The sequence below is a fragment of the Chitinophaga sp. H8 genome (assembly GCF_040567655.1).
GTDB classification, from domain to species: Bacteria; Bacteroidota; Bacteroidia; order Chitinophagales; family Chitinophagaceae; genus Chitinophaga; species Chitinophaga defluvii.
Window position 1 is genome coordinate 18,698 of sequence record NZ_JBEXAC010000002.1, and the last position, 20,505, is coordinate 39,202.

Annotated in this window: 12 protein-coding genes; 7 read left to right on the plus strand and 5 right to left on the minus strand. The window is 44.7% G+C overall.

Annotation, left to right across the window (positions count from 1 at the left end):
• Positions 1-22: 22 nt before the first annotated feature.
• Both ABR189_RS13805 and ABR189_RS13810 read right to left on the minus strand, forming a co-directional pair.
• Positions 23-3,682 (minus strand): BamA/TamA family outer membrane protein, encoded by a 3,660-nt coding sequence (locus ABR189_RS13805; RefSeq protein WP_354661101.1) that lies wholly within the window; start codon positions 3,680-3,682, stop codon positions 23-25.
• An 8-nt stretch (positions 3,683-3,690) separates the two neighbouring features.
• Positions 3,691-4,539 (minus strand): hypothetical protein, encoded by an 849-nt coding sequence (locus ABR189_RS13810; protein ID WP_354661102.1) that lies wholly within the window; start codon positions 4,537-4,539, stop codon positions 3,691-3,693.
• A gap of 79 nt (positions 4,540-4,618) precedes the next feature.
• Between ABR189_RS13810 and ABR189_RS13815 the strand changes: the two genes are divergently transcribed.
• From ABR189_RS13815 to ABR189_RS13835, 5 genes are all read left to right on the plus strand, one after another.
• Positions 4,619-5,947, plus strand: a complete 1,329-nt coding sequence (locus ABR189_RS13815; protein ID WP_354661103.1) for a Pycsar system effector family protein — start codon at positions 4,619-4,621, stop codon at positions 5,945-5,947.
• Positions 5,948-5,962: 15 nt separating this feature from the next.
• Positions 5,963-8,032, plus strand: coding sequence for a polyphosphate kinase 1 (ppk1, locus tag ABR189_RS13820; protein WP_354661104.1), 2,070 nt, complete (start codon positions 5,963-5,965; stop codon positions 8,030-8,032).
• 112 nt (positions 8,033-8,144) lie between these two features.
• The gene (locus ABR189_RS13825) at positions 8,145-8,648 is read left to right on the plus strand and encodes a thioredoxin family protein (protein ID WP_354661105.1); all 504 of its coding nucleotides are present in this window, start codon (positions 8,145-8,147) and stop codon (positions 8,646-8,648) included.
• A gap of 7 nt (positions 8,649-8,655) precedes the next feature.
• Positions 8,656-9,177: a DUF4442 domain-containing protein gene (locus ABR189_RS13830; protein ID WP_354661106.1), complete on the plus strand. Its 522-nt coding sequence runs from the start codon at positions 8,656-8,658 to the stop codon at positions 9,175-9,177.
• A gap of 41 nt (positions 9,178-9,218) precedes the next feature.
• Entirely contained in the window at positions 9,219-10,622 is a 1,404-nt protein-coding gene (locus tag ABR189_RS13835; RefSeq protein WP_354661107.1) for an MBL fold metallo-hydrolase RNA specificity domain-containing protein, read from the plus strand.
• Positions 10,623-10,678: 56 nt separating this feature from the next.
• On the opposite strand, the gene ABR189_RS13840 is transcribed toward ABR189_RS13835, so the two are convergent.
• The 3 genes from ABR189_RS13840 to ABR189_RS13850 all read right to left on the minus strand — a co-directional run bounded on the left by ABR189_RS13840 (position 10,679) and on the right by ABR189_RS13850 (position 16,333).
• Entirely contained in the window at positions 10,679-13,891 is a 3,213-nt protein-coding gene (locus ABR189_RS13840) for a two-component regulator propeller domain-containing protein (RefSeq protein WP_354661108.1), read from the minus strand.
• 76 nt (positions 13,892-13,967) lie between these two features.
• A complete protein-coding gene (locus ABR189_RS13845; RefSeq protein ID WP_354661109.1) occupies positions 13,968-14,822 on the minus strand; it encodes an SMP-30/gluconolactonase/LRE family protein in 855 nt (284 codons plus the stop codon).
• A gap of 236 nt (positions 14,823-15,058) precedes the next feature.
• A complete protein-coding gene (locus ABR189_RS13850) occupies positions 15,059-16,333 on the minus strand; it encodes a PepSY-associated TM helix domain-containing protein (RefSeq protein ID WP_354661110.1) in 1,275 nt (424 codons plus the stop codon).
• 267 nt (positions 16,334-16,600) lie between these two features.
• Here ABR189_RS13850 and ABR189_RS13855 point away from each other — a divergent pair, with 267 nt between their 5' ends.
• Together ABR189_RS13855 and ABR189_RS13860 are read left to right on the plus strand one after the other, a co-directional pair.
• Positions 16,601-17,236 carry a porin family protein gene (locus ABR189_RS13855; RefSeq protein ID WP_354661111.1) on the plus strand — a complete coding sequence of 212 codons (636 nt, stop codon included), beginning with the start codon at positions 16,601-16,603 and terminating at the stop codon, positions 17,234-17,236.
• 302 nt (positions 17,237-17,538) lie between these two features.
• Complete coding sequence (locus ABR189_RS13860) at positions 17,539-20,502, plus strand: PVC-type heme-binding CxxCH protein (RefSeq protein WP_354661112.1); 2,964 nt, start codon at positions 17,539-17,541, stop codon at positions 20,500-20,502.
• The last annotated feature ends 3 nt before the right edge of the window (positions 20,503-20,505 follow it).

The window sequence follows — 20,505 nt, forward strand, 5'->3', positions numbered from 1 at the left end:
TTTTCTGCTAACTTCCCTATCATTAAAACTTAAAGCCAAAGGTAAAGTACGGCATTGTTTCCTCTTTGGAATGGCCAATGGCTGCGGTGATCACCAACATATTAACCGGAGAGAAATAAAGTCCGCCCCCAAATCCATCATGCCACACATGGGAGGTTTCTCCCTGCTGCCATACTCTTCCGATATCATTAAAGGCAATTAATCCCACCGAGCCAGGCAGTACATACGTAGTAAAATCAAACAACTTCAGGCGGATCTCTGTGTTGTTATATACTGCACTGCTACCTGAGAAACGGTAATTACGATAACCACGTAAATTCTGTGTGCCTCCTAATGTAACCGCCTGGAAAAATTCATAGTCGCCCCAGTTAACCCCTCCTCCAAAACGGCTAACGATCACCAGGTTGGCAGGGATACGGAAACTCATATACATGCTAAGATCCGTTTGCAACTGCAGGTATTGTTTACCATCAGTTACCAGTCCCCGGCTACCCATCAGTGAAGTAGTCCATAGTATTCCCCTGGAAGGTACCAGGGTATTATTACGGGTATCTATCTGCAGTGCCACTTTTGCACCGGCATAATACTTATCCTTAAATACACCTGCAGAATCCAGCTTATTCAGCGGGAAGTTGGTAATAAACCGGTTATTGTTCTCATCCTTATCCAATGCATAATAGTGCAGGTGAGGCCCGTATCCGATGTTCACATGATTGCTCAATTTTGTTTTCAGCAATGCCTCTGCGGTATACAAATTATAACGTGCGCGGTAATAACTGATGGTTTGCCCCCCGGATTTATCAAATACCGTTTCGTTGCCGTATCCAAAAAAATTGGTGGTATTGTGAGGTGCCCGCGCCCGTGCAAACAGGAGGAGATCTGCTTTGCCGATCACATCAGTAAGTTCGCCTTCATATTTGAAATTATAAGCGCGCGTAGCCAGTGCATGGCTGGCGCTGAAAGTATGTTTTGCACCAAAAGGTTCTTTACGAAACCCCTGGTGGGTATATTGTAAAGCAAGTCCCAATAATACGCCGTCGTCACGGTTATAACCACCCGCCAGCATTGGCATCAGCTTATTATACTTAAATGCTTCGCGGTTATAGGCAATATTGGCAGGATCACCGGATAACCTGAATTTTTCATTTGCTCCCAGCAGGAAAGTATCTTTCCCATTTTTCAGGTCATAAATCCCGATTCTTTTGCCAGCACGCTGTGTAACGCTGTCTATGTAAGTATCTGGCTCATTGCCTCCAATCAATCTTACCCGTATCCTGTTGGGATGATCTCCTTTGATCTCAAAACGGTCGCCTCCACCCAGGCTGTATAGGTTGACTTCTTTAGTTACTGCCGGGTCAAATACGCGGGAATACAGGTTTTGTTCTATTTCTCCCTTTTTGCTGATCTTAAAAATGTTTACGCCCAGTTGTCCATCCGGCATTCTTTCAATAGCAAACAGTTCCTTTTTCTGGGTACCCGGTACATCTACTCCCCGGGAGATAAAACGATAATATTTCAGGGCATTTTTTTCGAGGATCCCCCTTCTGGTTTTCAGGGTTTCCAGCATATGCCGGCCCGTGAGCGCATATACGGTATCAGGAAGTTTGCCCACTGCTGCTTCCAGTACACTGTCGGTCATACGTTGCAGAAACGCCTCTGATTGTTTTTTCCACTCGGCTGCATCAAGGCCATTTAAAAAGGAACGGTCAAAATAACGGCCATTGAAATTAAAGCCGTTAACATCCCGGATTTTTTCGCTGAAGCCCTGAATTTTCGGCATCAACCAACGCCTGGAAGCAAGATGGGGAATAAGACCGCCATTGATAAAAAATGCCTGATCTCTGTCCCTTGGAATGGGATAATAAGTTCTTTTCTTTTTCTTTTCCACCATGTACCAGCGCCATTGATCATCATGCCGGTCCCAGTCCATCACAAAGAGGTCCAGCAAGCGGGCATTTAATACAGAGGGTTGGTGTACCTGTTCGTCATTATCTGCCTGGATGCGTTTCAGCATTTTAAGCGTGTTGTAGGTCTTATTATTTTTGCCCACCACCGGCTCTCTGTCTTCCAGCAGATATACATCATTGCCAAAGTCGCGCGCATAGATCCCGAGGGAAGTATCTTTAGGCAGGTATACAAAAGACACATCAGCATGCGGCACCCCCGCAGCATCTGCCAGTGACGCCACCACCAATGCACCATAAGGGATGGAAGCAGAGATCTGGTCCTGTACCACGTCTTTCGCAATCGTTTCTCTCAGGGCCTCCGGTACGGCTGCTTCCGGATATTTTTTGAGAGAGCGCAAGGCATACTCTTTACCGGTACTATCTGCCAGCCGGAGCGAACGGGTTTGTTGTCCTCCACCCCGTTGCAGGATTTTAAAACCTCCCTTTTCCTTTTGCAGGTCCAGTACCGGAAAGTTAACCGGGGCATCCCATACGCTCCGGTAATTATCCCCCAGTAAAAACCGGTGAAAATGACCTACACGGTTATACTGCGAATCCGGCCTCGTCTTCACATAGGCCGGCAGGGAGCCCGCACTGGCAAATCCTGTGTTCTGCTGGCGTACCAGATCCGGTATCCTCAACAAGTTTTTACTGAATAATGGTTGCTGTAAATTATCTCCAGCAAAAAACTGCACCCGCACAGTACTGTCTTCCATTTCCTCCAGTACGGTAAATCCGTTGAGCTGGCTGGCAAATAAAGATTTAGCGCCTTTCTTTACACGGGTATCTTTGGAGCCACTACCACTTACGATATAGTGATTATTGTCATCCTGGATAAACTGCAGGGAATGATCATGTCCCGAAACGAAGATAGCGGGCCCGTTTTCTTTTAAAACATCTTCCACCTCCTTTACCATCTGCTGATAGAGTGGATGAGGCAAATCTTCCGGTGTGCCAAACACACCTCTCGCAATAGGATAAATAGACCCTATCACAGGTAGTGGCACATATAAATTCCGTTTAAGGTCTGTGAGGGGAAAAATATGTTGTTTGATCGTATAATAGCCACCGTGAATACCATAACTGCGGAATGGGTGGTGGGTAGCAAAAATGATCAGTTTGTTCCGGTTCCTGCTTACCAGGTCAGCTATTGCCGCCACCACCTCTTCTTTATTCTTACAGTCGCAATCAGATTCCGCACCTGGTTTGGCATAAGGGAATACCCACCATTCGCTGTCCATAATGATCAGGGTGATATTATCATCCAGTGGCACAGCGATAGGGCCCGGACAGCCTTCCTTTGGCAGAAACTGTACATTAGGCAACTGAAGCGAATCGATATACTCCTGTTGATTGCGGATTGTTTTCCATCCGTTGGGCTTACTTTTCTCCCAATCGTGGTTACCGGGAATAAAGATACCGTTGGCATTGGTACCACGCAGGAGGTTGGCCTGATAATCCAGTATTTCACGTGCCTTTTCATACTCAGGAACAGTGGGATCCGGCAAGCCTTTGGGGTATACATTATCACCCAGGAAGAGGATGGTGTTTTTCCCCTCCTGTAAATTATAAGCCTTGCGTACGGCATCAATGACAGGGTTCTTTCCATCAGCATGCAGTTCACCCGCATCTCCGATGAGGATGATACGTTGCACTACCTTCGGAGTTTGTGCCTGTGCCATATTACCACTGCAGCATATCCAGATAAGTGTACATGCAGCGATGAACCCTTTCATTACTTTACTCATTTTGCGTGGTAGCTAAATTTAAGAATATTGGCCAGTGTTTCACCTCCTTCATTGGAAATATACATGTCGCCGTTAGGTGCAAATGAAATTCCTTCCGGTTGCGGGAACAGCGTACGCTTCAGATTATAAGCCTCCTGTACTTTCCCTTGCAAATCTGTAATGACCAGCAGGCTATTCACAGAAGCCACAATATACAGGCGCTTTTCTACAGGATGAATAGCAGCTGCCGAAGGCTTGAAGTTCTTGAGTGGTACTCCTGCGAGCTTTGCTATTGCTTTTACATCCAGTTTAAATACCGGCTCGGAATGATATACCATCGTTCCCATATCAAACTGGTAAGCGGTGGTGGTACCCTGTTTTTTATCCTCTTCGCAGTTTTTACAAATGATCACCACACTATTGCGTTGCGGATCAAAGTAAGCCGATTCAAACTCCCGCTTACCCGGTTCCGGAAAACGGAAGTGCGTAGAAGAAGTACTGTCTGTAAAGAGCCCATGAACCTGGTACAGCATCCCGTTGCTTTTTAGTACCATCCATTCTTTCCCCGTATAGGCAATATCTTCATAATCCCCTCCTTTGGCAAACTTCCAGGTAGGATATGGCTGATCTGCATGTACATCCACCAGAAACACTTTTCCATCTTCATCATTAATAGCAACAATATGCTGCTCGTCCGGGTTCAATACAATACCGGAAATTTCCCGTAAAGATTCACGTACCCGGAATTTTACAGGAGTATCCAGACTATATCCTTTGGGAGATGCGTAATTTTTCTGATCGCGGTCAGTATATGCATTGCAGGATAGAAAAACAGCCAGTAAGATAATTGGGAATCGCAGGTGCATACAGGTAGCTTTTGTACGTAAAAGTAACTCAAAAAAGCAGTAACTTGCTGTATTGCAACTATGTTTATAACCATTCTCCATGCAAAAAGCACTCATCATAGAAGCTGCCCGGCAGTACGTTACACAACAATATCAGGAACATCCGCACCCGCAGCTGGTTTATCATAACCTGGTACATACGAAACAGGTGGTCCAGTCTGCCGAGCAGATATGTGCACATTACCGTTTGCCGGAAGATGAACTGGTAGCGGTGTTTGTAGCGGCCTGGTTTCATGATCTGGGTTATCTGCTGGGTACCGCCGACCGGCATGAAGAAAACGGTGCGGCCGAAGCCGTTAGCTTTTTACAGCAACAGGAGGTAACGGTTCCTATACAGGAGATGGTGAAGCGTTGCATCCTGGCTACTAAAATGCCGCAATCCCCACAAAGCCTGCCAGAACAGATTGTTTGCGATGCAGACCTCTCCCACCTGGGAAGGGAAGATTTTAAAGTGAGGAATAAACTGCTAAAACAGGAAGTAGAAATGGTAGGTAATAAAAAGATCAGTGGTATAGCCTGGACAACAACTACCATCGTTTTTTTAGAACAGCATCATTACTTTACGGAATACTGCCAGACCCGCTATAAACAACAAAAAGAAGAAAATCTCCGCAAGCTGAAAAGCAAACTGGAGAAAAAACAGGAAGCGGCAACAGAAAAGGAACAGGCAGCAGATGCAGCGCTGGCTGGCGTAAGCTCCTCCGGCCAACCGACAGACAATACCGTTGTACCAATTATGCGTGGTATCCCTGCACCGGAAAACGGCGGGAGTAATGTCCCTAAGGTTTCGGGGAAAGAGGCAGGGAAAGACAAACCTCTTAAAGAAAAGAAACTGGGGCGTGGGGTGGAAACCATGTTCCGCATTACATCCACCAATCATATCCGCCTGAGCTCCATGGCTGATAGCAAGGCCAATATTATGATCTCTGTAAATTCCATTATCATTTCAGTGATCCTGAGTGTACTGGTACGGCGATTGGAAGACTATCCCAACATGGTGATCCCTTCGTTCATTTTTTTATTTACCAGTGTTACCACTATCATCTTTGCTATTCTCGCCACCCGGCCTAATATTACCAGTGGTGTGTTTACCAAGGATGATATCCATAAAGAAAAAGCCAACCTTCTTTTCTTCGGCAACTTCTATAAAATGTCGTTGCAGGATTATGACTGGGGGATGAAACAAATGATGAACAATCCCGACTACCTGTATGGTAGTATGACCAAGGACGTGTATCACCTGGGTGTAGTGCTGGGCCGGAAATACAAACTGCTGCGCATTTCCTACAACATTTTTATGTTTGGGCTGATCATATCTGTTCTTGCATTTATGACTGCCGCCATCTTTTTTCCTGTAAAGGGTTATTGATTAATATTATTCTTCGTGGCATTACCATTATATAATCGTGATCTGAGCTGGTTGTCATTTAATTACCGGGTGTTATGTATGGCACAGCAAAGCACTGTTCCATTATATGAACGGATCCGTTTTTTGTCTATTTTTTCTTCTAACCTGGATGAGTTTTTCCGGGTGCGCATGCCCGCGATATTAGCCATTCACCGGTTAATGGAAAGCAAACCTGTACTTACAGGAGATGAAACGGTTACCTTACAAACCCTTCCGCTGGTACAGCAGGAAATCAGCCGGCAGCAGGAGGTTTTTGGACAGGTATTTACCGGTCAGCTGCTGCCCGCACTGGAAGCACAACAGGTGCATCTGTATTATAAAGAAGCCATCTCTCCTGTTCATCAGGCAGACATCAGGGCTTATTTCCTGACACGGGTACTTGGTTATTTACGGCCGATCTGGCTAAAAGAACGAAAACCTGACAGCGTATTCCTGGAAAACAATGCACTCTATCTGGCAGTATCCCTGAGTGCAGCTACCGCTCCGGATACACAGGAATATGCGTTAGTGAATATCCCCAGTGCACAACTGCCAAGGTTCTCCACACTACCTGCTATCGATGGCGTTCACCATCTGATCGTATTGGATGATGTGATCCGGGAAAACCTGGCCTATATTTTCCCTGGGTACCAGGTAAATGCCTGTCACAGTATTAAAATTACCCGTAATGCTGAAACAGACATGGATGAATTTAAGGGGGATATCCTGGAGCAGATAGAGATCTTTATTAAAAAAAGAGAACTTGGGATACCTACCCGCTTTTTATATGATGGTGTTATGCCTGTGCTGATGCAAAAGCTACTGGCAGGATATTTCAATATCTTACCGGATGAAATGGTCGCAGGCGGCAGGTACCATAACCTGAAAGACCTGGCGCAACTGCCTATGCCGGTGCCCTCCCCCGATCTGACGTATAAAAAGAGTACCCCTGGTATCATCCCGCAGATTGAGCAGGCAGCACACATCCTTGACCTGATACAGCAGCAGGATCTTTTAATACATCTGCCTTACCAGTGCTATGATTATATTCTGCGCTACTTTAACGAAGCAGCCATTGACCCTCAGGTAAAGGAAATATACATTACCCTTTACCGGGTAGCTGCCGGCTCACAAATAGTACAGGCCCTGATGAGTGCCGCACAAAACGGCAAACAGGTAACGGTATTTGTAGAACTGAAAGCCCGGTTTGATGAAGAGAACAACATGAAATGGGCCAAGCAAATGAAGGCTGCAGGTGTAAAGATCATTTACAGCATTCCCGGACTAAAGGTACATGCCAAGATAGCATTGGTAAAACGGCAACGGGGGCTTCAATGGGATTATACCGGTCTTATGGCCACCGGTAATTTTAATGAAAGTACTGCCCGGTTTTATACAGACCATGTATTGCTCACGGCGCATACGGGCATTACCCAGGAAATGGAACTGCTCTTCCTGTACCTGCAAAGCAGGGAACAGCCGGCAGCCTACCGTTTTCTGAAATTCCATCATCTGCTGGTAGCACAATTCAACCTGGTAGACCGCTTTATAGCCTGCATTGACAGGGAAATAGCACATGCCCGCGCTGGCCGGCCGGCACATATTACCATCAAACTAAACAACCTCCAGGAAAAGCATATGATTGCAAAATTATATGCTGCCAGCGAAGCAGGCGTACAAATACAACTGATCATACGCGGTATCTGCTGTCTGATCCCCGGACAGCCTTTCAGCAGCAATATCCGTATTATCCGGATAGTAGACCGGTACCTGGAGCATGCAAGGGTGTTCATCTTTCATAATAATGGCGCAGAAGAAGTGTATTCCGGATCGGCCGACTGGATGGACCGCAATCTGCACCGGCGTGTTGAAGTATGCTTTCCGGTTTATGATGCCGCATTGCGCCAGCAATTGAAGGACATTATTGCGCTGCAGCTGGCAGACAATACCAATGCGGCAACACTGGATGCCAATATGGAGCATTTACCGGATACCAGCAAAGATACGCCGCATGTAAATGCCCAGACCGCTATCCAGACATATGTACAGCAACTGGCTTTAACATAATCATTGCATAATATATGCCCACATTTACCTAAATTTAATATCACGGTTACGCTTTACCTGCATTGATACCATTGGAGATAAATGCTAACCTTTATCAATAAACGTAATAACAATGATGAAGTATGTTTTTTTGCTGCTGTTGAGTTGCTCCTTCGCTATACCGGTTGTGCAGGCGCAAACCCATGATCTTGAACACATCTATAATCCTGATGCCAATGCGCAGGCAGATATTGCTGCTGCGGTAAAACAGGCGGCTCTTGAGAAAAAACACGTACTGTTGCAAATAGGTGGTAACTGGTGTATATGGTGTAAAAGACTCTATAAATTTGTGAATGATGATCCTGCACTAAAGGAAGCCCAGGATAAGAGTTATATTGTCTATCACCTCAATTACAGCAAGGAAAATAAAAACCTGCCCATACTTAAATCGCTGGGCTTTCCACAGCGTTTTGGATTTCCGGTGCTGGTGATACTGGATGCCAAAGGTAATCGCCTGCACACACAAAATACAGGCCTCCTCGAATCGGCGGATTCCTACGACAAACAAAAGCTGCTTGAGCTCTATAAACAATGGTCACCCGCAGCACTGGATCCGGTCAATTACATTAAAGAATAACACGGCTATGAACGGCAATACTTCCACAACAGTACCGGTAATATCCCGGCAATCGCTAAACAGGTTTATCAGATTTGTACAGCACCCGTTAAAGTTCCCCCTGTATCTTTTGTGGAAGTTGCCCAGCGCATGGCTTTCGGGCATAAAGGTGATCAGTTTGTATCCCGAAGGGTGTACTATTACTGTACCTTATAAATGGTTATCACAAAACCCATTCCGGTCTACTTACTTTGCCTGTTTATCAATGGCAGCAGAAATGAGTACCGGGCTGCTGGCAATGATGTATATCAACAATGCTCCCAAACGTATATCCATGTTAGTTACCGGAATGGAAGCCGGGTTTGTAAAAAAAGCGGTGGGCATCACCTGGTTTACCTGCAAGGAAGGAGAAGCAATACATGCCGCGATAGAACAGGCCCTGAGCCAGGAAGAGCCGGTTACCGTTACGGTCAATAGTGAAGGAAAAAATAAAGACGGCACATTAATTGCAAGTTTCCGGATCACATGGTCCTTTAAAAGTAAAAGCTAAAACAAGCTCCTGTAATATCAGTTAAAAGAAAATTCACTCTTATGAAGATAGCATTTCATGGCGCGGCACAAACTGTAACCGGCTCTAAACATCTGATTACTTTAAAGAATGGGAAAAAAATATTACTGGACTGTGGGATGTTCCAGGGAATGGGAAAAGAAACGGATGCGCTGAACCGGGACTTTGGTTTTGAACCAACCGCCATCACCTATATGGTGTTGTCGCACGCACATATCGATCACAGCGGATTAATCCCCCGGCTGGTAAAACAAGGTTATGCCGGTACTATCTATTGCACACCTGCTACCCGCGATATGGCAGAAATACTGTTGTTAGACTCCGCAGAAATACAGGAAGATGATGTGAAGTTTACCAATAAAAAACGTGCGCAGGATGGCCGCCCATATATAGAGCCATTGTACAGAATAGAAGATGCAAAAAAAGCGATTGGTTCATTAAAACCAATGGGATATCAGCAGTGGCACCGGATTGATCCGGACATAGAATTAATGTTTACCGATGCGGGACATATTATTGGCGCCGCAGCCGTACATCTCCGGATTACGGAGAATGGTAAAACAGAACAGATCAGTTTCAGCGGAGATATTGGCCGTTTTAGTGATGCCATCTTAAAATCTCCGGATACCTTTCCCCAGGCAGATTATATTTTACTGGAATCTACCTATGGCAGCACCCTCCATACGGATGCCGCTCCGGCAGATGCGGAGCTGTTGCGTCATATTCGGGAAACCTGCTTACAGAAAAAAGGTAAACTCATTATACCTGCCTTTAGTGTAGGTAGAACACAGGAATTATTATATGCACTGAACACTGCCTATGAAAATGGTACACTTCCTAAGGTAGATATGTTTGTGGACAGCCCGCTTTCCATGGAAGCTACCGCAGTGACAAAAGCACACCCGGAATGCTTTAATAAAGCGGTAGCTAAAGTCCTGCAAACAGATGATGACCCATTTGATTTTCCAGGACTACGTTATGTAAAATCTGTGGATGAATCTAAATTACTCAACTACCGGAAAGAACCCTGTGTAATCATTTCTGCATCGGGTATGGCTGAAGCCGGAAGAGTAAAACACCATATTGCCAATAATATTGAGAATGCACGCAACACCATTTTAATTGTAGGCTATTGTGAACCGGAATCATTAGGTGGCAGGCTGATGCGGGGAGCCAAAGAGGTTTCCATTTTTGGTACCCGCTTTGAAGTAAATGCGGAGGTAGGTATCATACGTTCCATGAGCGCTCACGGCGACTACGAAGATCTGAGCCAATGGCTGGCATGTCAGGATCCCAAGGAGGTGAAAAAATTATTCCTGGTGCATGGGGAATATGAAGTGCAGTCCATCTTCCGTAACTGGCTGATCAAAAAAGGTTTTCTTGATATTGAAATTCCGGAAAGACATTACGAAACAGGCCTGGCATAAAACAGGTAACCATCCTGGTCCGTTGTACATATATAGCATATGTGCAACGGATTTTTTTATTCTTCTACCAGCGGGAACCATAAATTTACCCTTGTACCCAGCGGGTTGCCGGCTTCATCTTTGATATCCTCTATTTCAAAAGAGGCTTCCACATTAAAACGGCTGTTATATAAAGAGAGTCTGTCGCGGGTAATTTGTAATCCACGGGAATGATGCATTTGCTGTGGATTAAGTTGTTTTACGGCTGCCGACCTTTCCCTTCCTATGCCATTATCCGTAACAGTACAGAGAATCCGGTCATTGACCCTGGCAAAAGCAATGACGAGTTTTCCTTTTTCCTTTTTATGGAGCAAGCCATGCCAGATCGCATTTTCCACGAAGGGCTGTATAATCATGGTAGGGATATCCAGGAAATCAATATCCAACACAGGATCGATAGTAATGCTGTATTCAAACTGTTCGGAGAAACGCAGCTTTTCCAGTTCCATATAGTTTTCCAGCATCTTCACCTCCCGTGCAATGGTGATATTATTCAGCTGTGAATTGTCCAGTACATCTCTGATCAATCTGGCAAACCGGCTTAAATAAGCCAATGCCTGCTCTGTTTCACTTTTCATCACAAATGTCTGGATAGAATTAAGTGCATTAAAGATAAAATGCGGATTCATCTGTGCACGCAGTGCTTTCATTTCCAGTTGTGCAATCTGCTGCTGGATAGCATTTCTTTTTCTGGCCTCTTTCTTAATGTTATAGATGCGTACTTTAAAGTATACATATACGAGGGCGGCGATCAGCAGCAGGCCCAGTATTTTGAACCACCGTGTTTGCCAGAAAGCGGGAGTAATAGATATAGGCATTTGGGTGATCCGGCTGGAAAAAGTACCGGATGTATTTACGGCACGCACTTTAAAAATGTAATTACCCGGAGCCAGATTAGTGTATTTAGCTACCAACAGCTTTTCAGCGCTTACCCAGTTCTCATCTACACCCGTGAGCTGATAATAATAACGGATTTTCTCATGATGATACTGCAGGCTTTTAAACTCAATACTGATAAAATTTTGTTTGGCGGAAAGTACCACCGGCTGATGGGCTCTTTCCTCTGCTTCAATCAGTACGGTGCTATCCATTGCTTTGAGTGCAATAATAGTTACATCCGGAGGAGGAGGCGCTACCCGTAATTCGGCAGGATCAAAAGCCAGAAAATGATCGGAAGCACCTACCATCAGTTTGCCATCCTGTAATTTCAGGATATGCCGTCTTACCTTCCGGTTGTTGTCAATAATATCATCTGCCTGCACAAAAGTTTCGAGGCTAAAGAGTTTCCGGCTAAAGCGGTAAAAGCCATTTTGTGTAGTAAACCAGACTTTATCATTGGTATCTTTCTCAATACTGAGTACCCATTCTTCAAAAACATCTCCATTTACTTTTAAAGGCTGGCTTGTTTTCCTCAAAGTATTATAAACCCAAAGGCCGTGATCTGTTCCAGCCAGCAAAGTAGTATCATTATACTTATAGAGGCAGGTAATATTGCTGACGGTAAGATGTCCGTACTTAAAATAGTCCTGCGGCATTACCTCACAGGTATTACGATTTAAGAGTACCAGTCCGGCAGTGGTGGTGGCCAGCCATATCAGTGAGTCATTCTGGGGCACCATATCCATTACAGCAGTAGTACGATTAATCCGGTTAATTAATTGCGGTATCGCATAGAAGGTATTTTTTTGGGGGTTCCATCTGGCTAATCCGTTTTTATAAAGCCCTACCCAGACAGCGGTATCACTTTCCACCATCATATGCATAATGGTTTGATTCTGGAACACCGCAGGGTGCAGGTGTTCTGTAAACTGACCGGTGTTGGGATCCAGTACAGACAGAAAGCCATTCTCCTGCCCCACCAGCACTTTACCGTTTTTCAGTTCTGCAAAACACCATACCTGTCCGCGTTCTTCGGGTAATGATAAGGCCGGAATACTGGTACCATAGGTATATTGTTGTTTCAGCTCCAGCGATGCATTAAGGCGGCTTAATCCCTTTCCCCAGTAACCCACATAAACATCTCCTTTTTTTGACTGGAACATGCCGGTCACTTCAGCTTCCGGCAATCGTTCATTGGTATTTGCAAAGCTCGTCCTGTTGTCAAAAATGCGGAAAGAGTGGTTATGCAAACTCAGGATGTTTGTTCCCCGGTCCGTTCCTATCCAGAGATGACCATCCCGGTCGTTTAAAAAGCAATTGGCTTCATAGTCATAATGTAATCCCTGGGCATCATTGTTACCTGCCCGGATATTAACTGTAAAGCGGTTTTTCTGGCTATCAAAGCGGTAGATACCATCCAGTTCAGTAGCTACCCAGATATTACCATCCATATCACTGGTAATATCAAACAAGGCGGCATTCAGATAGGGCGCACCTGCTTTTTCCCGTTTTGCCACCGGTGCCTGAAACAGGTAGAGATCCAACTTTTTGCTGTTAAAGTTATACCGGTATACACCTCCCCCATGTCCCAGCATCCAGAGCAAGCCGTTCCTGTCTATATAGAATTTTTTGAAGCTGGTGCCCGTATTGGAAGTTAATACCGATAGTTTTTCAGGATTATTAACAGCGGTATAGAAGTTTTTCCGTTGTTTGTCCAGTATAAAGATCCCCGGTCTGCCACTGATCCACAGATTACCTTCGGGATCTTCTACTATGGCATCATGCATTTGTACCCTGTTTGCCTCAGGAATCATTTCTGCCCGTTTGAACTGGAATGTTTTTTCATCAAAATATAGCAGCCCTTCCTGTGAGGTGGCCCAGATAACGCCATTATGATCTTCAATAATATGGCTGCATTGTAAAGCGCCATGGCTGCCGGCCGACATCATATCTACTTTTATCACCTTTACCTTCGAAGTAATAGGATCGTACATCCGTATATTATCCGGTGCTCCTATCCATATACGTCCTTTGCGGTCTTCACACAGGCAGATATCATCATAATAAATAGAGCCTGGTACTTTATCAAAAGTGGCAACCGTTACGAGGTTGGTACCATCATACCGCTGCAATGCAGTACTGGCAATCCAAATAAATCCTTTACGATCCTGCAGAATCGCAGAAACATGATTACTAGCCAGCCCATCCTTAATACTGAGATGTCTGAAACTATAGGAAATAGCAGCAGGCTCCTGTGCCACTAAAGGGGCATGCCATAGTAATAGCAGCAGGGCACATAACCTGCACCTGTTTCTATATAACCATAACTGAAGGTGGTTAGTACCGCACATTTAATTGGTTGAATTAGGGAAAATCATACCCCTCATTGCATATCAACGGCATCATTAACGTCATGCTCTCTGCTTACTATTTCAGCAATGATTTTAACTGGTAAGCCACTACACTATTGCCAAAAAAGGTAGGCACATATACTATTCTTTTGCGGGCGTTATAGCCGATATCTGCCCCATTGAGCTTTTGTGCCTGGGTGTCCAGCATCTTGTGCACCATGCCCGTAGCTAAATTCACATAAAATACTTCTCCGGGCCAGCAAGAGATCACAAACTCCCCTTCACTGATTCTCTCAATACCATCCGGAGCTTTACTAATATTCAGCAATTTCTTTACAGTGCCATCTTTTTCCAGTTGATTCAATGCACCATCATCAAGAATATAAAATGCTTCAGCAGTGGCAAGCACGCCATTAGGCCCCTTCAGATTTTCTACCAGTGTCGTAATTACCCCATCTTTCAGCTGATGTAATTTCCTGGTACGGGAATCTGAAATGTATACTACCCCCTGCTGATCTACTGTCACATCATTCAACATCTCTGCTCCTGTTACAGGTACCCGCTGTATAACACGTCCCTTATCAACATCAATAATTACTACTTCATCAAGATCTGCTACATATAACTGCTTTTTAAACAGTCCCAGGCCTTTGGGCGAGTTCAACCCTTTTACCCATTGTAACTGAAGCACTTTTCCTTCGGGCGACAGTTTTGAAATAAACCCGCCCCCATCTTTGGCGCTTAGGTCGCCCTGAATATTAGATACATAAAGTACCTCCCGCTTAGTATCATACAATACGGATTCAGGTATTTGAAAAACGGTGTCTGTTTCCCATTTTTTCTCCATTGCCATGCTGGGCTGTCCATGGCTATACTGGGAATACAAAAAACAACTGCTAAAGGCGCTGGCAAGGGCGATAACAAATTTCATAAGGATTTAATTAGATCAGTACTAAATTTAATAAATGTTATCCGGGAAAAGGAAAAAAGCGCCAAAGAAAATGGCAAAAGGTATGATGTAGCATGCAGATGGCTATTATTTTGAGATAATAAGACACCTCACAGCCATGTATAGGGGTTAATAAACGCTATCCCAGGCAAATACTTCCCACTGCGGCAAAAGTGTACTCCCGGCCCTTGTTACGCATCTGCCTGTAAAACAGGTATTTAGTGCCATTGCACCGGGGTTACTTCTGTATTTACAGGTACTGCACGAACCGGCACTACTGCTTTCTTTTTCTTTTTTCTCTTTTTACCCCACCAGATATAAAACCCGGTAATAGGTAAACTACCGCAAATAAAGCTGGCAAAAAAGGCAAGAATCTTCCCTGGTAGTCCCAGAATGGCACCTACATGAATATCATAGTTCATGCGATAAATCTTATCTGCTGTAGAGGCAGTTGCATACTTTTGCCCATACACGCCCCCTCCTTTTAACTCTTTTAAAGTATGACGGTCAAAATAACGCAGTTCTCTTTTATAATAGGTGCCCACTTCGGGATTATAATACACTTCTATAGGATCTGCCGGCTTATCAGGAAAACCAAGCTGTATACTCGCCTGAGGTTCGTTTTTATACTCCTGTTGTACCTGCAGCCATAACCGGTCCACATTATCCGTTGGAGGTGCAGTAGCTGCAATAGTAGTATCAGAAACAGGCACTTCAAATGCGGCCAATGCTTTTCCTCCGGAAGTGATCCGGTAAGTTCCGTTGGCAAACCATTCAAATCCCCATACCAATCCCGTCAGAGCAATAATCAGTGCAAGCAGTAGCACATAAAACCCTAACACATTATGCAGATCGTAATTCACCCGTTTAAAATTTGCTTTCCATTTTATTTTGAAGCTGGCATCTTTGGTTGCTTTGTTCCATCTTTTAGGCCACCACATCACCAGTCCTGAAATCAGGATAATCACAAAAATGAGGATAGACCACGCCACTACCGGCTGACCAATAGCAGGAGGCAACCACAAATAATAATGTCCCATCAATATGATCCGGAAAAAATCCTGATTTAAGACTTTCTGCTTCAATACCTCCCCCGTATACGGATTGAGATAGATCATGGTATATCCGTTCTCTTTATCTATATATGCTACAATAGCTGCCTTACCGCTATCGCCATACTCAATACCATACAGTTTATTATCCGGATCATTGGCTTTATCTCCAAAAGCGGTTTTAAGTGCAATCGTCTTTAGCTGGGAGGGCAACAGATAAGGTTGTTTTTGGGGCGGTACAAACTGGTATGGCTGCGTGGCAGCAGTAATCTCTTTCTCAAACACATAAATGCAGCCTGTAACACTGACAATAACAATAATAATTCCTGAAACCAGCCCTAACCACAAATGTAACCAGTCATTGATACGCCGGAACCAGGATTTTCCCTTTTTCTTTTTCCAGGTGGATGCGGTAGTAATGCAATTCTTTGCTGGCTCCATATGCTTAACTTCAATAATCCTCCAAAGAAGCTGTCTGCTTCCCGGGAGGATAAAATTTTTCGATAGCTTGTTCTTGTTTTGTAAAAGTATGATGGAGGTATCCCTCCTCAAACTCCAAAAGGGAAAAGTATTTACGAGATAGGGAAAAAGGCCACTTGATAAGCTGATATCAAATACTTATCAGACTACTTATACCGGTATGAAAAATGTTATATTTTTATTTGTCAAATTTATAAACCATTAATATTTTATTACAAACAACTTATCATGAAGAAGATTTTGTTGCTGGCCCTCTTACTGACACCAGCGGTGTTTAGTTTTGCCCAAAAGGTAAAAGTGGGGGTACATGCGGGAGCTAATTTCTCCAATTTGTCTATATCTATGTCAAATCTGAACATTAAAGGAAATACTAAAACGGGGCTGATCGCTGGGGTTTCTGCAGAAATCCCACTAACTGCGGGACTGTACTTACAGCCTGAGCTATCCTTTTCTCAGCAGGGTACCAAATACAACGTTCCATATGGTGTTATCTCTTCTCAATTTCCCGGAGCGCTGGATTCCAGTAACTGGGATCTGAAATCCACCCTCAATTATCTGTCGCTGCCAGTGCTGGTTAAGTATAAAATACCTAATACAGGCTTAGGCATCTATATAGGGCCCCAATACAGTTACCTGATAGGTGCACAGGATTCCTTTAAAAGCAAACGGGAGAAACATGAGGTTGATTCCAAAAAGGATTACAAGAGCAGTGATTTTTCAGGGGTTGCCGGAGCGGAGTATTTTTTCCCTATCGGCATAGGCATTTCCGCACGTTATCAGCTAGGGCTGACCAGCATCCAGGATGCAGGGGGAAGTACCGTTAAAAACAGGACCTTCACGGTGACTGCCGGTTACCGGTTTTAAGTATTTTCCGCATAACATAGCTGGCTATCAGGCAAACAGCAAAAAGCAGCCTGATAGTCAGTTTTTTTATACCCCGGATGTAAGACCCTCCCAATTAATACCCCATTCATTTACCTCCCCTTCCTTGTTAAAACACTACCCCCTCCCCAAATACCTGTATTAATTTCCTGCTTTACAGGATGCAACAGGATAGTATTGTGAATATTAAACCATATATTAACTTTTTACCTGAGCTGATGGGGAGTGAATTGCTTCCTGTCCGGCTTAAATGCTATCTACCACGTTATTAATGCATTAAACAGATGAAAGTTAATCAGCTAAACTTTGGGCAAAGCCTGCTTTGGGGCATTTGTATTTCATTCCTGGTGGCTGTCACCGGGTGTTCCCAACCAAAGAAATTTGAATTCCATAAAGGCGACAGGATCGCTTTTGTTGGAAACGCACTCGCAGAACGAATGCAGTACAATGGCTTTCTGGAAACCTATCTCCAGGCGTCATATCCGGAAGACGAACTGGTATTCCGCAATCTGGGATTCACGGGCGACCAGGTGCAGCACCGCCCACGGGCACACAAAGACTACGGAGATCCGGATACACATCTTACCCGGGTTCAGGCAAATGTCATCTTTGCTTTTTTTGGGTATAATGAATCATTTGATAATACCCCCGCGAAATTTGGTGAAGAACTGGCGGCATGGATTGACACTACAAAACAGAAGAAGTATAATGGAAAAGATATCCCACGCATTGTCCTTTTCTCTCCGATTGCACATGAAGACCTGAAAAACCCTGACCTACCTTCAGGAGAAGAGAATAACAAGCGGCTGCAGGAATATACACGCGTGATATCTGAAGTGGCTAAAGCAAAAGGGGTTGTGTTTGTAGACCTGTTTGAAGGCTCCAAACAATTGTATAAAGAAGCAAAGCAACCACTCACCATCAACGGGATACACCTGAATGAGGAAGGCAATCTGCAAGTATCCCGCCTGATCACAAAGGATCTTACCGGCAAAGTGCCGGAAATCGGAGAGGCTTCCTTTACTAAGTTACGGCAGGCAGTATTGAACAAAAATGGCTGCTGGTTTAATCGCTACCGGGCAACGGATGGTAACGATGTTTGGGGAGGCAGAAGTGAATTACATGGCAATTACGCAACACTGCAACGCGAGCTGCAGATGCTGGATACGATGACTGCCAACAGGGATAAGCGTATCTGGGCTATCGCGCAGGAAAAAAAAGGCGTGTTTCCTTTAACGGATGAAGAAGAACCTTTCTGGGGTGCCTGGGAATCATGGGCAGTGGATACCGCTATCGATGACAGCAACGTACCTCCTCCTTTAAAAGTGGAAACCAACTTCAAGGACTCCGTCATTTACCTGAGTGGCCAGGATGCCATCAGTAAAATGCATATCGCGAAAGGCCTGGAAGTAAATTTATTTGCTTCTGAAGAAAGATTCCCTGAAATAGCCAATCCCGTTACTGTTAAAAGGGACACGAAAGGCAGGATCTGGGTGGCCGCCTGGGAAACTTATCCTAAACGGGAGCCGCTGAAAGAAATGAAGGACCGCCTGGTGGTACTGACTGATACCAACAATGACGGCGTTGCCGACTCTGCTGTCACCTTTGCAAGAGTACATAACCCTACCGGTTTCGAGTTCTGGAATAATGGTGTCATCGTAGTTTCTGCTCCCAATATTTTATTCCTCAAAGATACCGATGGTGACGGTAAAGCGGATGTACGGACAGTACTCCTGGGAGGCATAGATGCAGCTGATACCCATCATAGTGCCAATAATCTTTTCTTCGGCCCTGATGGATTTATTTATTATCAGCGAGGTGTGTTTATGGTGAGCAACGTAGAAACACCCTGGGGCAAAAACCAGGAAAATGACAAGCCCGGGCTATTCCGGTTCAATCCCCGCACTTATCAGTTTGATTTCGTAGTAGAGAACAGCCCCAACGCACATGGTATCAGCTTCGATAAATGGGGATACCAGTTTATTACCGATGGCACCACCGGCAGGGCATACCAGGTATATCTGGACAATAACGGTTCCGGCACACCGAATCCGGAAGATTTTAAGACAAGTAAGCTGCTTAATCAAACCGTTCGTCCTGTGCCTGGGCACCAGATACTTTCCAGCACACATTTTCCTCCGGAATATGAAAACAATTTCCTGATCTATAATGTAATCGGTTTCCAGGGCATCAAGCGCTACAAACTGGCTTATAACAATGGGAAAGTGTGGGGAGAAGAGATCGGCAACATGCTGTATTCTGATGATCCAAATTTCAGACCCACATCAGGCGTTATCGGAGATGATGGCGCCCTGTATATCAGTGACTGGCAAAACCCGCTCATTGGTCATATGCAACATAATATACGGGACCCCAAAAGAGATCACATCCATGGCAGAATCTATCGTATTACAGCAAAGGGCCGTCCCTTGCAGGAACATGTTCCCATTGCCGGAGAACCGGTTGAAAAGCTCCTGGATCTGCTCAGGCATCCTGTGAATGAAATACGTCACCTGGTACAGATTGAGCTAAGCGGAAGAGACTCCAAAGAGGTGATCAGCAAAGCCCAGGAATGGACCAAACAATTCAGCGCCAATACAGAAGATGGTGCGCATGCATTGCTGGAAATTCTTTGGTTGCATCAGCAGCTTAATGTGTACAATCAGCCCCTGCTGACACAATTACAGCAATCACCTGTGAAGAACGCGGTGATAGCAGCCGATCGGGTAGCATGGTTCTGGAAATACCAGGAAAAAAACATGGTCGCGCATGCTGCGCATGCACATTCCAGTGATACCGGCGTTACGGCAAAGACGGTTCATGCTGCCGGAGAAGGACCTGCTGGCAAACAGGTAGACATTACCGGAAAAAGTGGTGCTACTGTTATCGTGGCCACTATCCCGGAAAAAATGCGCTTTGATACCAAAGAAATCATCATTGCTACCGGGCAATCTTTTAAACTGACGTTAAAAAACGTTGACTTTATGCCGCACAACCTCGTTATCGTATCACCCGGATCAGCAGATGAGGTGGCGCAGGCAGCTATCGATTTGGGAAGCAAAGGGTTTGATAAAGCATTCATACCAGATAATAAAAACATATTGCATGCTACCAAACTGATTAATAACAATGAGGAACAAACGCTTGTATTCAAAGCCCCTGCGCAACCTGGCGATTTTCCCTTTTTATGTACCTTCCCCGGACATGGACAAATGATGCGTGGTGTAATTAAAGTTGTTAAAAAATAGTAA

What these genes read in the sequence shown, in the direction of transcription:
- ABR189_RS13805 (WP_354661101.1), bottom strand. Translation starts at nt 3,682, where the DNA reads ATGAAAGGGTTCATCGCTGCATGTACACTTATCTGGATATGCTGCAGT.
- ABR189_RS13830 (WP_354661106.1), top strand. Translation starts at nt 8,656, where the DNA reads ATGAACGGCAATACTTCCACAACAGTACCGGTAATATCCCGGCAATCG.
- ABR189_RS13840 (WP_354661108.1), bottom strand. Translation starts at nt 13,891, where the DNA reads ATGTGCGGTACTAACCACCTTCAGTTATGGTTATATAGAAACAGGTGC.
- ABR189_RS13845 (WP_354661109.1), bottom strand. Translation starts at nt 14,822, where the DNA reads ATGAAATTTGTTATCGCCCTTGCCAGCGCCTTTAGCAGTTGTTTTTTG.
- ABR189_RS13860 (WP_354661112.1), top strand. Translation starts at nt 17,539, where the DNA reads ATGAAAGTTAATCAGCTAAACTTTGGGCAAAGCCTGCTTTGGGGCATT.
- ABR189_RS13850 (WP_354661110.1), bottom strand. Translation starts at nt 16,333, where the DNA reads ATGGAGCCAGCAAAGAATTGCATTACTACCGCATCCACCTGGAAAAAG.
- ABR189_RS13815 (WP_354661103.1), top strand. Translation starts at nt 4,619, where the DNA reads ATGCAAAAAGCACTCATCATAGAAGCTGCCCGGCAGTACGTTACACAA.
- ABR189_RS13810 (WP_354661102.1), bottom strand. Translation starts at nt 4,539, where the DNA reads ATGCACCTGCGATTCCCAATTATCTTACTGGCTGTTTTTCTATCCTGC.
- ABR189_RS13855 (WP_354661111.1), top strand. Translation starts at nt 16,601, where the DNA reads ATGAAGAAGATTTTGTTGCTGGCCCTCTTACTGACACCAGCGGTGTTT.
- ABR189_RS13835 (WP_354661107.1), top strand. Translation starts at nt 9,219, where the DNA reads ATGAAGATAGCATTTCATGGCGCGGCACAAACTGTAACCGGCTCTAAA.
- ABR189_RS13825 (WP_354661105.1), top strand. Translation starts at nt 8,145, where the DNA reads ATGATGAAGTATGTTTTTTTGCTGCTGTTGAGTTGCTCCTTCGCTATA.